The organism is Leuconostoc sp. S50, assembly GCF_016624925.1.
GTDB lineage: Bacteria > Bacillota > Bacilli > Lactobacillales > Lactobacillaceae > Leuconostoc > Leuconostoc pseudomesenteroides.
Genome location: NZ_JACVUE010000008.1, coordinates 43339 through 55928, shown reverse-complemented (window position 1 = coordinate 55928; position 12590 = coordinate 43339). Strand labels below are relative to the sequence as shown.

The following is a 12590-nucleotide window of genomic DNA, read 5'->3' as shown; positions in this document are numbered from 1 at the left end:
ATCATTTTTAAAGAAATTATGGCAAAGTATTCCCTGCCGCCATATAGACGTCATACCATTCCTGATTGGTCAACTGAAAATCAAGCTTCGTCATATCAATAATACGGCTTGGCGTCATTGAACCAATTATAACTTGCATATTGGCCGGATGATGCAAAATCCAGGCAACAGCAATAGCGCTTTTTGATACATCATATTTGCTAGCCAACTTTTTTACCGTTTGATTAAGTTCTGGAAACTTTTCATTATCAATGAAAACACCTTCAAAAAATCCAAATTGGAATGGTGACCAAGCTTGAATGGTCAGATTGTGTAACCTCGTGTAAGATAGAATACCGCCATCATGATCAACACTGGCTGCGTCATTCATATTAACGTGCAATTCAGAATCAATCATATTAGTGTGCATTATGCCAAATTGTAGTTGGTCAATTTGCAGCTTTTCCTCTCCTAAAGCATTTTGAATCAGCGCAATTTGGTAAGGATTCATGTTAGAAACACCAAAATGGTGTACTTTCCCAGCGGTTTTCAAGTCGGTGAAAGCACGTGCTAACTCATTAATGTCAACTAATGTATCTGGCCGATGCAGCAAAAATGTATCAAGATAATCAGTTTGTAAACGTTCTAACTCAATATCAACGCTAGCAATCAGATGATCATAACTAAAATCAAAGCGCGGTCCTGTTTCACCATCCCCGTTGATTTGACCGTTGGGTAAAATAATACCAGCTTTTGACTGTATAAAAATTTTATCACGCTTGACACCCGCATCTTTCATTGCTTTACCAAAAACAATGGATGATTGACCACTACCATAAATATCAGCTGTATCAAAAAAATTAATTCCGGATGCTATTGCTGTTTCAACAATTTTTTGGGCTTCTTCTGATGTTTTATCGGCAATTCTCATGACGCCCAAGGCAACTGCACTTGTCGTCAGATTTGTACTACCAATTTGAATTGTTTTCATGAGATATACCTTTCATATAACAATTAATTTAAAACCAGCTACATTGAAAGTAATATAGCACAGCTGGTTAAAGCTGAACTATATGAAATCACTTTCAGTGATAGCTGGCAATTTGTGTGTCCTTATTCAGCTGTTTCAAGCAAACCATACTTACCATCTGTTCGCTTGTAGATAACTGAGTCTGTGTTAGATTCAGCATCTTTAAAGATAAAGAAATCATGTTCTAGCAAATCCATTTGCAGCGCTGCCTCTTCAGGTGACATTGGCTTTAAATCAACCTGCTTTGTACGTACAATTTGTAATGCCGAATCATCAACGTCCGTCTCAGGAATTTCGTCATGTGAATCAATACCCTTGAAGCCTGTTTCACGTGACTTACGGTTAATTTTTGTCTTATACTTACGAATTTGGCGTTCAATCTTTTCAGATACATTATCTACTGCTGCATACATATCAGCATTTGTATCTTCAGCTCGCAACACTACGTATGGTAATACGATTGTGACTTCTACTTTACCAGAGTTATCCGAACGATATGTGCGTAAATTGACATTTGCTTTTGCACTTTCTTCAATATAGCGATTCAATTTCGTTAAACGCTTCTCAACATAGTCACGGATTGCGTCTGTTACTTCGATGTTTTCACCACGTACATTATAATCTAACATAATAAATTCCTCCATACACGCTTTATTATGATAATAATCTAAGTATCATCAAATTCAGCGTGGTTTTTATCTTGTTGCTAACTACATTATATCACAACTGTAAGCGTTTTCTGTAAAATTCACCATTTTTTCATTTTTAACGGGCCAATGAAATACTTTTGACAGTTTTTGCGCCCGCCTGATAAAGCAAATTAGCTGCGTGGTACATTGTATTGCCGGTTGTGTAGACGTCATCCACTAACAAAATACGCTGGTCCAAGACTAATTGGCTTGATACATTGAGGGCAAAAGGCTGTTGACGGTTCATACGCTCGCGTCGTCCAAATTGTGATTGATGATCTTTTTTGCTTGCAGTAATAGAAAGTATATCGGATAAAGTTTGCCCATTCAGCATGCCACTAACTTGATTAAACCCACGCGTTTGCATAGTATAGTGACTGACTGGAATTGGTACAACAATATCCTTGTCACTATTATCAATCAGTCGGATTAAGTCGTGATTAAATAAATCTTTTAATAAAAAATCGCCATTAAACTTATATTGCTGCATATAGGTTTTCATAACATCATTATATTGGTAAATTGCCCGATGTTCCAATAGCGGATAGCCTTTATTTTGCCAGCGAATACAATCAAAACACATTTCTGATGTCGCTTGTAATCTGCCACAGTTTGGACAAAATGTATCATTAATAAGTACCAATTGGTTACAACAATCGTCGCACAGATTATTTGAATCGGTAGACATTATTCCCAACAACGATAAAAATGATTGATCCTCTGTCAAAGGCAAACTACATAGTTGACACAACTTTCTAGATTGATTCACGCAATTTCTCCCCCAAACGATTGAGTTGTATAATTTGACGTTGGCCAGCTTTGACTTTTAATGTCACATGCTCAACGTAGGCCAGTACAAGACCAGTGGGACAATCAGATTTTCTACCAACGCGTCCAGCAATTTGGACCAAAGCATTTTCGGTAAACATTTCATCATCAGCGCCCAAAATGATGACATCAATACCAGGAAAAGTCACACCACGTTCAAGTATTGTTGTCGTGACAAGATATTGTAAATTTTCATTGCGCATACCTTGTACTTTTTCTTGTCGATGTTTATCATTGGCATGCACAAAATCACCATGCATTCTTGGAAACCACCGCCTGATATTTTCTTGTACAGGTTTTAAATCTGACACTTTAGGCACAAAAACCAAAAATCGTTTATTCGTCTCAACTAAGTAACTAAGCTGTTTTCGAAACTTTCTTGGTAGTTTTTTACGCCAATTACTGAGTCGCGCTAATTGAATTTCTGGTAACAAATGTTGATGAAATCGTAGTGGCAAATACGAGACTGGTAACCCTTTCTTAATCCGCTTTTTTAGTTCTCTAGTTGGTGTTGCGGTCAGATAAATCATCGTATGACGAACTTTAACGGCATTTTTCACAGCATGCATTAGCATCTCATTACCAGCAAATGGAAAACTATCAACTTCATCAATAATTAGGACATCAAAGGCTTGTCTAAATCTTAAGAGTTGGTGTGTGGTTGCCAATACAAGTTGAGTATACCGATAACAATCAGTCTGTTCCCCATATAACGTCACCATGTCCGTTTGAGCAAATGCAGCACGTAATCGCGGTGATAATTCAACAATAACATCAACGCGCGGTGCAACAATGCCGATGCGCAGTTTTTGCTGCAAAGCGCGATAAATAAGCGGAAATAACATTTCTGTTTTGCCCGCACCCGTCACAGCCCACACTAAATGTTCTCGTTGCAGTGCTAAAGTGGTCAATAAATCTTCACTAACTTTTTGCTGTTGACTAGTTAAAGTCCCTGTCCAACTTAATACCACTTTCCCATTAAATTGATTGGGTTCAGGCAAAGAGATTAAATTATCTAATGAACTAACACGACCAAGCGTCAGGCAGGCGCGACAATAAAATGCATCATTGGGTAATGGTGATACTAGTTTTTGGTTACAACGTTGGCAAACACCTCCCTGAAATGCTGTCCTCACGTCTCCTAAACTATGATCTATTTTTGGACAGACTAACTGCCTCCCGTAGAGATTTTCTATTTCCATACTGTATAATACGATGTATGGAACATTACTTCACAATTTTCCCAAAAATATATACTTGGGACCAAGTTATTAAAAAATCTCGCTTTATCTTGAATGTTGCGCGAATTAATTCTGAAGAAGAAGCACGCTTATTTATTGCACAAATCAACAAGCAACATTACAAAGCCAACCATAACGTTTTTGCCTATATGCTAGGTGATCAAGATCAAATACAACGTTTTAGTGACAATGGTGAACCTAATGGTACGGCCGGTGTACCAATGTTAGAGGTCCTCCAGAAAAATAAAATTCACGACGTTGTGGCGGTTGTGACGCGTTATTTTGGCGGTGTCAAGCTAGGGGCTGGGGGCTTAATTCGTGCTTATGCTAGCACAACAGCAGACGGGTTGAAAGCAGCTGGCTTTGTCGAACGACTAGCGTTGCATCAAGTGACTATTACAATTGCCTACAAGCACGTTGATAGCCTAACTTACTGGTTAACACAAAATGACTATCAAATTATGAGCACAAATTACGATGAAAACGTTCATTTAATCGTCCCTGTGTCTGAAGAAGGACTGCCTAGCTTTCAAAATACACTGACGAATCAATTTGCCGGGAATATTGTGTTTGATATTGGTGACATAACTTTCTTTGAAATTCCGGTCAAATAGGCTATAATTAAATAGTTATGATCCGCTAGTGTAATGGATCGCACGCAAGATTCCGGTTCTTGAAATCCGGGTTCGACTCCCGGGTGGATCATTATAAATGCTCTGATATAATTTTGTAGCAAAAAAAGCTGATACTGTTGATACAGTATCAGCTTTTTTATTAATCAATTGTCATGGCTGCCGGCTCTGGCGCTATGACATCATGTCCAGTTTCACGTTTGATCGTTTCAAATAAAATTCCTTCACGTAGCCCAGACTGAGAGAAAATGACTTGCTGGCCGCTCAACAGAATCAGTAATTCCATCAAAGGTAGTAACCCACCAATAATAATGTCCCCACGTTCTTTAGCTAAACCAGCCATTTTTTTGCGTTCATCTAGATCTTTGCTTAAAATCATCTGATAAATTGCAGTAGCATCTTGCGTGCTCAAATGGTAGCCATGAACTGGTAAATCAACAATCTTCTTTTGTCGACGCGAAATCTTTGCTAATGTTCTATTGCTGCCCCCTAGCGCAACCAAAGGTAAATTTGCTGCCTCATTTAGCCATGAGACATCACCAAACATTCGCCGTAAGGCGACAGTGGCTTCAAATAATGAAGCAGCGCTCACGATATCTTTTTCTAGGTAACCTTCACTAATTGTGACAGCGCCAATGGGCAAACTCACTTCATGTAACGCTTCCTTGTTTCTGACTAGCACTAACTCGGCCGAAGCGCCACCAGTATCTAGTATCAAGGCATCGTTGATGTTAAGCGTATTAACAATACCAACGTAATCAAAATGCGCTTCCTGTTCACCAGTTAATACTTCCAACGGCCACACCATTGTGTTCTTAAATGCTACTAGAAATTCATCTTGATTAGCCGCCTGACGCACTGCAGCCGTCGCTACTGCCCTAACATTGATGTCGGCCTCAGGATAAACTGATAACGCTTTTTTAAAATGTTTAAGCGCGTCTAGTGTTCGTGCAATAGCTTCGGGCTGCAAAATTTTATCCTCGCCCATGCCTTCGGACAAACGCACCATTTCTTGATAACGCTCCAAAACCTCATAGTGACCATCCTGATGGTACTTACTAATCGTCATACGGACTGAGTTAGATCCTAGATCTATCACCGCTAGTATTGTCATACTTCCTCCCCTGTAAATGGATTATTAATTGGTTCAAAATCTCGGCGCCGATGTAACGCCTCTTCACGTTGTTGTAATTCAATTTGTTCTGCCAATGAAGCCGCAATAAAAAATTCTTGGGAGTTGCTGGCTGACAAACCGCGTCGATCTATTTTTTCAAACACACCATCGTCTTGTAAAACACGCGTTTTAACGTTGTCTTCCCACATGGTTTTGAAAATTGATAAGACACGTTGTCGAAGGGTAAGGTTCTTAATAGGAAACAACAACTCTACTCGACGGTCCAAATTTCTAGTCATCAAATCCGCTGATGATAGGTAAACTTCTGGATTGCCATCATTTTCAAAACTATAAATGCGACTATGCTCCAAAAAACGACCAACAATTGAATGCACTTCAATTTTATCACTAATTTTTGGAATCCCGACACGCAACATCACAATACCGCGGACAATTAATTCAACTGGCACACCAGCTTCACTGGCTTCATATAAATGTCGAATCATGTGTTCATCTGAAAGTGAGTTAAATTTCATTTTAATGCCTGCTGGTTTGCCAGCTTTTGCATTGGCCATTTCAACGTGAATTTTGTCGTAAATAAACTCGCGAATACCTTCCGGCGACATGTGCAATTGGTGGAAATACACAGGATCTGAATAGCCAGTCAAAATGTTGAAAATAGAAGCCACATCTGCCCCCAACTCACCATCACTGGTAAACAAGCCAAGATCTGTATAAAAATTAGCTGTCACATCATTATAATTACCGGTTCCTAGATGGACATACCGTCGAATGGTATCATCTTCCCGACGAACCACCAAGGCAACTTTGGCATGAACTTTTAAACCACGCAAGCCATAGACAACATGAACACCTTTTTGCTCTAATTCCCTCGCCCAGTGAACATTATTTTCTTCATCAAAGCGGGCTTTAATTTCAACTAGCACAGTCACTTGTTTTCCTTGTTGCGCTGCGTCTGCCAATGCTTTGATGATTGGTGAATTACCTGAAACACGATAGAGCGTCATTTTAATTGCCAAAACATTTTCATCGCGAGCAGCCGTTTGAATAAACTGCACCACTGGTTTGAAAGTGTCATAAGGATGGTGCAATAGATAATCACGTTGTTTAATACTGGCAAACATTTTTTCGGGTACCAAATCAGGATTTTCATAGCCTTTAAAATGTGAAAACTCTAGCGTGGGGGCATCAATTAATTTAAGCCAAGCATCTAAAAACGTTAAATCGATTGCGCCATTCACATCATACACACGTTCATCTGGTACTTCTAATGCTTTAATTAGCTTATTCATCAACGTTTTGCTTGTATTGGCACTAACAATGACGCGAATAACGCGACCACGCTCACGTTCTTGCAATTTACTTTGTACTTCCTGCAAAATGTTTGGCGTATCTTCATCATCAGCGACGTCTAGTTCCATATCACGCAAAATATGGAAGACCGTTGACTCTTTAATCGTATAGCCTTGAAATAGTGCATCAAGAAACTGCTGGACGACTTCTTCGATCAAAATGACTTGATTAGACTCTGGCAATGCAATCACACGTCCTGATGTTGTTGGGACCTGCAAGACAGCTATATGCTTTTCTGATTTTTCATCGTCTTTTTTTAAGCGAACACCAATGTTTAACGTATCATTTGCCAAAAATGGAAACGGGCGCGTGCTGTCAATTGCCATTGGCGTTAAAACCGGCAACAGTTCCTCATCAAAAAAACGCTTCAAAAAGCTTAACTGTTCGGCACTTAAATCATCTGCATGCTTTAACTCATAACCATTTCGTTTGAGTGCTGGTAAAATACTGCGATTTAATACTTGGTACTGGTTTTTAATTTGTTCTCCAGCTGCTTCAGAAATAATGTCTAGCTGTTCTTTGGGCAGTAGTCCAGCTGCATCAGGTTTGTCATGGCCAACAAAAAATTGCTGCTGTAGACTCGCTACACGCACCATGAACCACTCATCCATATTTTTTTGCGTGATAGCTAAAAACTTGGCTCGTTCTAATAATGGATTTTGAGTATCTCTTGCTTCCTCTAAAACACGGTCATTGAACGCTAACCAACTTACTTCTCGATTGACATAGTACTTGGGTAATTTTAATTCACTCATAATCGTTGCCTAGCCTCTCTTCCCTTGTCGTTTCAATACAATCGGCATGCCAAACACTGCCTCAAAAAATCTTGCTTTTTTAGTGAAAACATAAATTTCTAATTGCAAATCTAACGGTGTGTGTCCTGTCACAACAACTTTCTCTGCTTGCACAGACACCGTTAATTTGGTAATTTTTTGCAAGCGGCTATCATCCAACGCATCTGCTAATCTTAGCAGCGCGGCCATCTTAGCAATTCGGATACGTTGCCTTGGGGAAAATTCATTGGTGGCACGTAAAGCATTGTCCGGTGTTTCAGCGCTATGGTAGCGTGCTATGGCTGCAATCATGCGTTGTTCCGACGTCGACAAGCCATGAAAGTCAATTCCCTCCAATATTTCTTCCGAATACTGGTAATGTCGCTGTGAATTAATAAAACTACCAACATCATGTGTCAAAGCAGCAACCCCTAGCAAAAGACGATCGCGCGGGTCCAAACGATGAATCTTTTTCAGCCGATCAAATAATCGCCATGCATACTGTAGAACAATTTCACGATGCTTATCCTCAACCATGTAACGATCAGCAATCCCACGTGCCGCCGTAATAATATCTTGTTGCGCCGTTGTGTCTTTAACAACTAACCCATCCAATACGGTTAAATTACTAATATGCAACTTTTTGGCAGAGACAGCAGACATCACATTGAGCACTAATACAGCTTCCATGTAAATCATCCAAATATCTTTATTATCAATCGTATACTCTTCCGAAATTGCTTGATTATTCATACGAGTAAAATTTGCAACTAGATTCTCAACATCTTTTTTCGTAATAGTTACTGAAGATTGATGCGCCAAAAACACGTTGTTTAAAACATCAGCACCTAACAAAACAACACTGTCGGCTTGTTGAAAAGGTGGTAACATATGCCAAAAATCAGCAAGTTTACTATTAATAAATTCAGGTACAAGATCTGAAATTTGTGTGATTTCCGCTGTCATTTTGCGAATTGATTGGGTTAATCTAACTGGTCCAATAGCAGAATGTTGTGAAAATTTAAACTGTTCATTTTCAAAATATGACAAATCTATTCTTGTAGAACTAACACCTAAAACAAAAGCATTTCCGCCACTTAAAACTTTTTGTTCATGCATCCTTAATGCTAATTGCCGGTAGTAATTTTCTTGGTTAGCATTTAACCAACGCATTGTTAATCCTGTCACATTTTCTACCTGATCAACAAAGTACACAGCATTAGGCATTTTTGACAAATTTTCACTACCAAATAGACGAACAGTCGTCACATCGTAATCCCGCAATAACTGCTGAAAACGTTGTAATTGGGATAAAGCACGCTGCATGACCTCGGTTGAAAAGTGCCTCAGCTCTAAATCATTTTCACTGTATTCTCGTTTAACAGTTTCAATTTTATGACCACTGCCATCAACAATTTGTAATTCTGCAACACCTGAGTTGAGTAAAATAATACCTTGTAATTTCGCCATTAAAAGTGTCCTCTCTGGCTAGTTTAACATATTTTTGTAAAGATATTGTTTACAATTATCATTAAAATACCATAATAATATTCTGACACTCATTCTGGATTAAAAACACATGCCGCTTCATGGTCGTTAATAATACCCATCGCTTGCAAATAAGAATATATCGTCACCGGACCAGCAAATTTAAACCCCTGTTTTTTCATATCCTTAGCGACCTGCTGAGACAATGCATTCTGCGCGACAATCTCTGATGGTTGCGTAATATGATGATTAATTGTCTGATTATCAGTGAAGTGCCACATATATTCAGATAGGCCACCAAAAGTAACCTGCAAATGTTGAATAATCCGAGCATTGTTAATTGTAGCCGCAATCTTTAAGCCATTACGAATGATATTTTCATCTTGCTTCAGACGCAAAACATCAGCTTCCGTCATACTTGCGACGCGGTCAACGTCAAAATGAAAAAAAGCTTCGTTCAATCCAGAGCGCTTTTTTAATGATATTTCCCAACTTAACCCAGCCTGAAATATTTCCAAAGTGAGCAATTCAAATAACTTAACATCATTATCCCGTAATGGTTGTCCCCACTCAGTATCATGATATTTTGTCATCATGTCAGTGGCTGAATAGTGGCTAACCCACTCACAACGTTTGATCATATTGTCAGTCGGAGTGGTTTTTAAAAGATTATCTATTGATACCATGATTGTTTTACCCTTTTTGATTTTTTAGATACTAAAAAATCATCTCTTAACGAGATGATTTAGTAAAGTTAAATTACTTGTTTTCAATTGCTTCGCGAGCATCAGCTGACAAGTTGTAGAATGAGTGGATACCCTTATACTTTGCAGTTGTGTCCAACAATTCTTCAATACGGATCAATTGGTTGTACTTTGCAATACGGTCAGTACGTGACAATGAACCAGTCTTGATTTGACCAGCGTTAGTAGCAACAACCAAATCAGAAATTGTTGTATCTTCTGTTTCACCTGAGCGGTGTGAAACAATAGCTGTGTAGCCAGCTTCTTTAGCCATTTCAATAGCTTCCAAAGTTTCTGTCAAAGTACCAATTTGGTTAACCTTGATCAAAATTGAGTTAGCGGCACCCATCTTGATACCCTTAGCCAAGTATTGTGTGTTAGTAACGAAGAAGTCATCACCAACCAATTGAACTTTCTTGCCCAATTCAGCAGTAATTGTAGCCCAGTCTTCCCATTCATTTTCATCAATAGGATCTTCGATTGAGATGATTGGGTAACGATCTGCCAAATCTTCAAGATACTTGATAAATTCAGGTGTTGTGAATTCTTCACCTGTTGACCAACGCAACTTGTATGTCTTTGATTCTGCATCATACAATTCTGATGAGGCAACATCGACAGCAATCGCAATATCTTTTCCTGGCTTGTAACCAGCAGCTTCAATCGCACGAATCAAGTACTTCAAAGGTTCTTCGTTATCAGCAAAGTCAGGGGCAAATCCACCTTCATCACCAACTGAAGTTGCCTTACCGTCAGCTTCCAATAATTTCTTCAAAGCGTGGAAAGTTTCTGAACCATAGCGAATTGCTTCTTTAACTGTTGGGGCACCAACAGGCATAATCATGAATTCTTGGAAGTCAACTTTGTTAGCTGAGTGAGCGCCACCGTTGATAACGTTCATCATTGGTGTTGGCAAAACGTATGAGTTCATACCACCAATGTATGAGAACAAAGGCACACCTAATTCATCAGCAGCAGCACGGGCAGCAGCAATTGAAACGGCCAAAATAGCGTTGGCCCCCAGCTTACCCTTGTTTTCTGTACCGTCCAATTCGATCATAGCTTGGTCGATAGCGCGTTGATCAGTAACATCAAACTTACCAACCAATGCCTTTGCGATAACATCGTTAACATTGGCAACAGCCTTTGTTGTACCCTTACCTGAAAAACGTGACTTGTCGCCATCACGCAATTCAACAGCTTCGTGTTCACCTGTTGAAGCACCAGAAGGCACCATACCACGACCAAAGCCACCTAATTCTGTGATAACTTCAGCTTCAAGTGTAGGGTTTCCACGTGAGTCAAGGACTTCGCGTGCGATAATATCAGTGATTAAAGACATGTGTCTATTCTCCTTTGGTTTTCGGTTTTATACCATGTTTATTATATCACACAGCAGCGATAATTTGCCAAAAATTGATAGTGGGATCACGACCAAATAATTGTTGATTAAACCTCTTCTGTATCAAAATCAGGAATGGTCGGGTTATGGGCAATCGCTACCAATTCCAAAAACTTCTGTGGATCCAACGCTGCGGTGCCGACAAGCACCCCATCAATATCTTCTTGGAGCATAATTTCTCGGGCATTTGCGGGTGTAACAGAGCCACCATATAAAATTCTAACTTGTTCTGCAATGACTGGTGAATAAAGCTTGGCCAATGTTTGTCTGATTAAATGAGCAGCTTTTTGCGCTTGGTCTGCACTCGCTGCTTCTCCAGAACCAATTGCCCAAGTTGGTTCGTAAGCCAATGTGACATTACGAATTTGATCAACTGAAACACCCGCCAATGCAGCCGCGACTTGTGCCACAGATGGTTCAGCATCCATAAATTGGGCATACGTACTCATATCTTCATCAACATCAATAATAGGACGTAAGCCGTTACGTAAGGCAGCAGTTACTTTTAGGTTAACTGTTGAATCGGTTTCATTGAAAAACTTGCGTCGTTCAAAATGTCCAATCAATACATATTTAGCACCAATATCCTTGAGTGCCTTAGGGGAAGTTTCCCCCGTATAGGCACCACTATCTTCCCAGTGAACATTTTCTGCTACCACATGAATAGGCGACTTTTCTGTGGCACGTACCATATCTGCCAAGAATAAATCTTGAGCAGCAATACCAGTTTCGACAACTTTTTGGTCAGGTACTTTGTCGTTAACCTCATTCAAAAACGCCATCACATCTGCCTGCAACTTATTAATTTTCCAGTTAGCAACCACGAATGGCACACGTGCCGCTTTATGTTGACTCATTTTTCGTCTCCTTTGAGCATCATGAAAATAAATGCTGCTTCAATTAACAGTAACCAAATAATATCGCGTGATGATTCACCAACGACTGACAGTAGAATATAACTCAAAAACAAAGCGGCTAATCCGCCACCTGTCTTAACCAACGTCCGATAATATTTGCTTGTTGTTAGCAATTCGGAAAGACGCGTATTTTCGGCTTTAAGTTCAGTGACATCAAGCTTCAGTGCTTCTATTTGGTCTAGTAAATCATCGTTTTCACTTTGTAAAATTTCAGTTTGTGCCTTAATTTCAGGATTATCTTCTTCGGCTTTCTTGCGATTAAAAAATTTCATGTCATTTCTCCATTACCTCCATTTTATCAAACTTCGAGGTGTCGCGTCAGTAGAATTCTATTGACGTGTCAGCATTAAATGGGTATAATTATAGAGTTGCCAATTATA

Annotated in this window: 12 protein-coding genes; 1 reads left to right on the top strand and 11 read right to left on the bottom strand. The window is 39.4% G+C overall.

Going from position 1 to position 12590, the window contains the following annotated elements; translation table 11 throughout:
* Positions 1-16: 16 nt before the first annotated feature.
* The 4 genes from IAE53_RS07695 to IAE53_RS07680 form a co-directional block, all read right to left on the bottom strand.
* Entirely contained in the window at positions 17-970 is a 954-nt protein-coding gene (locus IAE53_RS07695) for an aldo/keto reductase family oxidoreductase (protein WP_148423468.1), read from the bottom strand.
* A 122-nt stretch (positions 971-1092) separates the two neighbouring features.
* Positions 1093-1638 carry a ribosome hibernation-promoting factor, HPF/YfiA family gene (hpf, locus tag IAE53_RS07690; RefSeq protein WP_004912837.1) on the bottom strand — a complete coding sequence of 182 codons (546 nt, stop codon included), beginning with the start codon at positions 1636-1638 and terminating at the stop codon, positions 1093-1095.
* Between the two features lie 136 nt (positions 1639-1774).
* Complete coding sequence (locus IAE53_RS07685; protein ID WP_233610710.1) at positions 1775-2281, bottom strand: ComF family protein; 507 nt, start codon at positions 2279-2281, stop codon at positions 1775-1777.
* A 172-nt stretch (positions 2282-2453) separates the two neighbouring features.
* Positions 2454-3728 carry a DEAD/DEAH box helicase gene (locus IAE53_RS07680; RefSeq protein WP_188353415.1) on the bottom strand — a complete coding sequence of 425 codons (1275 nt, stop codon included), beginning with the start codon at positions 3726-3728 and terminating at the stop codon, positions 2454-2456.
* Positions 3729-3745: 17 nt separating this feature from the next.
* Between IAE53_RS07680 and IAE53_RS07675 the strand changes: the two genes are divergently transcribed.
* Positions 3746-4381 (top strand): YigZ family protein, encoded by a 636-nt coding sequence (locus IAE53_RS07675; RefSeq protein WP_148423467.1) that lies wholly within the window; start codon positions 3746-3748, stop codon positions 4379-4381.
* 160 nt (positions 4382-4541) lie between these two features.
* Here the strand turns inward: IAE53_RS07675 and IAE53_RS07670 are convergent, their stop codons facing one another.
* The 7 genes from IAE53_RS07670 to IAE53_RS07640 all read right to left on the bottom strand — a co-directional run bounded on the left by IAE53_RS07670 (position 4542) and on the right by IAE53_RS07640 (position 12482).
* On the bottom strand, positions 4542-5513 hold the full coding sequence (locus IAE53_RS07670) for a Ppx/GppA family phosphatase (protein ID WP_010278909.1): 972 nt from the start codon (positions 5511-5513) through the stop codon (positions 4542-4544).
* Positions 5510-7642, bottom strand: coding sequence for an RNA degradosome polyphosphate kinase (locus tag IAE53_RS07665; protein ID WP_148423466.1), 2133 nt, complete (start codon positions 7640-7642; stop codon positions 5510-5512). The genes IAE53_RS07670 and IAE53_RS07665 overlap by 4 nt, the downstream gene beginning before the upstream one ends.
* A 9-nt stretch (positions 7643-7651) precedes the next feature.
* Positions 7652-9130, bottom strand: a complete 1479-nt coding sequence (locus IAE53_RS07660; protein ID WP_148423465.1) for an HD domain-containing protein — start codon at positions 9128-9130, stop codon at positions 7652-7654.
* Between the two features lie 89 nt (positions 9131-9219).
* Entirely contained in the window at positions 9220-9834 is a 615-nt protein-coding gene (locus tag IAE53_RS07655; RefSeq protein WP_200136267.1) for a DNA-3-methyladenine glycosylase I, read from the bottom strand.
* Between the two features lie 73 nt (positions 9835-9907).
* A complete protein-coding gene (gene eno / locus IAE53_RS07650; protein WP_036067776.1) occupies positions 9908-11233 on the bottom strand; it encodes a phosphopyruvate hydratase in 1326 nt (441 codons plus the stop codon).
* Positions 11234-11340: 107 nt separating this feature from the next.
* On the bottom strand, positions 11341-12150 hold the full coding sequence (tpiA, locus tag IAE53_RS07645; RefSeq protein ID WP_139968026.1) for a triose-phosphate isomerase: 810 nt from the start codon (positions 12148-12150) through the stop codon (positions 11341-11343).
* Entirely contained in the window at positions 12147-12482 is a 336-nt protein-coding gene (locus IAE53_RS07640) for a bZIP transcription factor (RefSeq protein ID WP_148423463.1), read from the bottom strand. Before IAE53_RS07640 ends, tpiA begins: the two co-directional genes overlap by 4 nt.
* Between the last annotated feature and the right edge of the window lie 108 nt (positions 12483-12590).

Coding starts and splice junctions, on each gene's coding strand:
- IAE53_RS07660 (WP_148423465.1), bottom strand. CDS start 9,130: ATGGCGAAATTACAAGGTATTATTTTACTCAACTCAGGTGTTGCAGAA.
- IAE53_RS07685 (WP_233610710.1), bottom strand. CDS start 2,281: ATGTGTTTTGATTGTATTCGCTGGCAAAATAAAGGCTATCCGCTATTG.
- IAE53_RS07695 (WP_148423468.1), bottom strand. CDS start 970: ATGAAAACAATTCAAATTGGTAGTACAAATCTGACGACAAGTGCAGTT.
- IAE53_RS07655 (WP_200136267.1), bottom strand. CDS start 9,834: ATGGTATCAATAGATAATCTTTTAAAAACCACTCCGACTGACAATATG.
- IAE53_RS07640 (WP_148423463.1), bottom strand. CDS start 12,482: ATGAAATTTTTTAATCGCAAGAAAGCCGAAGAAGATAATCCTGAAATT.
- IAE53_RS07680 (WP_188353415.1), bottom strand. CDS start 3,728: ATGGAAATAGAAAATCTCTACGGGAGGCAGTTAGTCTGTCCAAAAATA.
- IAE53_RS07665 (WP_148423466.1), bottom strand. CDS start 7,642: ATGAGTGAATTAAAATTACCCAAGTACTATGTCAATCGAGAAGTAAGT.
- eno (WP_036067776.1), bottom strand. CDS start 11,233: ATGTCTTTAATCACTGATATTATCGCACGCGAAGTCCTTGACTCACGT.
- hpf (WP_004912837.1), bottom strand. CDS start 1,638: ATGTTAGATTATAATGTACGTGGTGAAAACATCGAAGTAACAGACGCA.
- IAE53_RS07670 (WP_010278909.1), bottom strand. CDS start 5,513: ATGACAATACTAGCGGTGATAGATCTAGGATCTAACTCAGTCCGTATG.
- tpiA (WP_139968026.1), bottom strand. CDS start 12,150: ATGAGTCAACATAAAGCGGCACGTGTGCCATTCGTGGTTGCTAACTGG.
- IAE53_RS07675 (WP_148423467.1), top strand. CDS start 3,746: ATGGAACATTACTTCACAATTTTCCCAAAAATATATACTTGGGACCAA.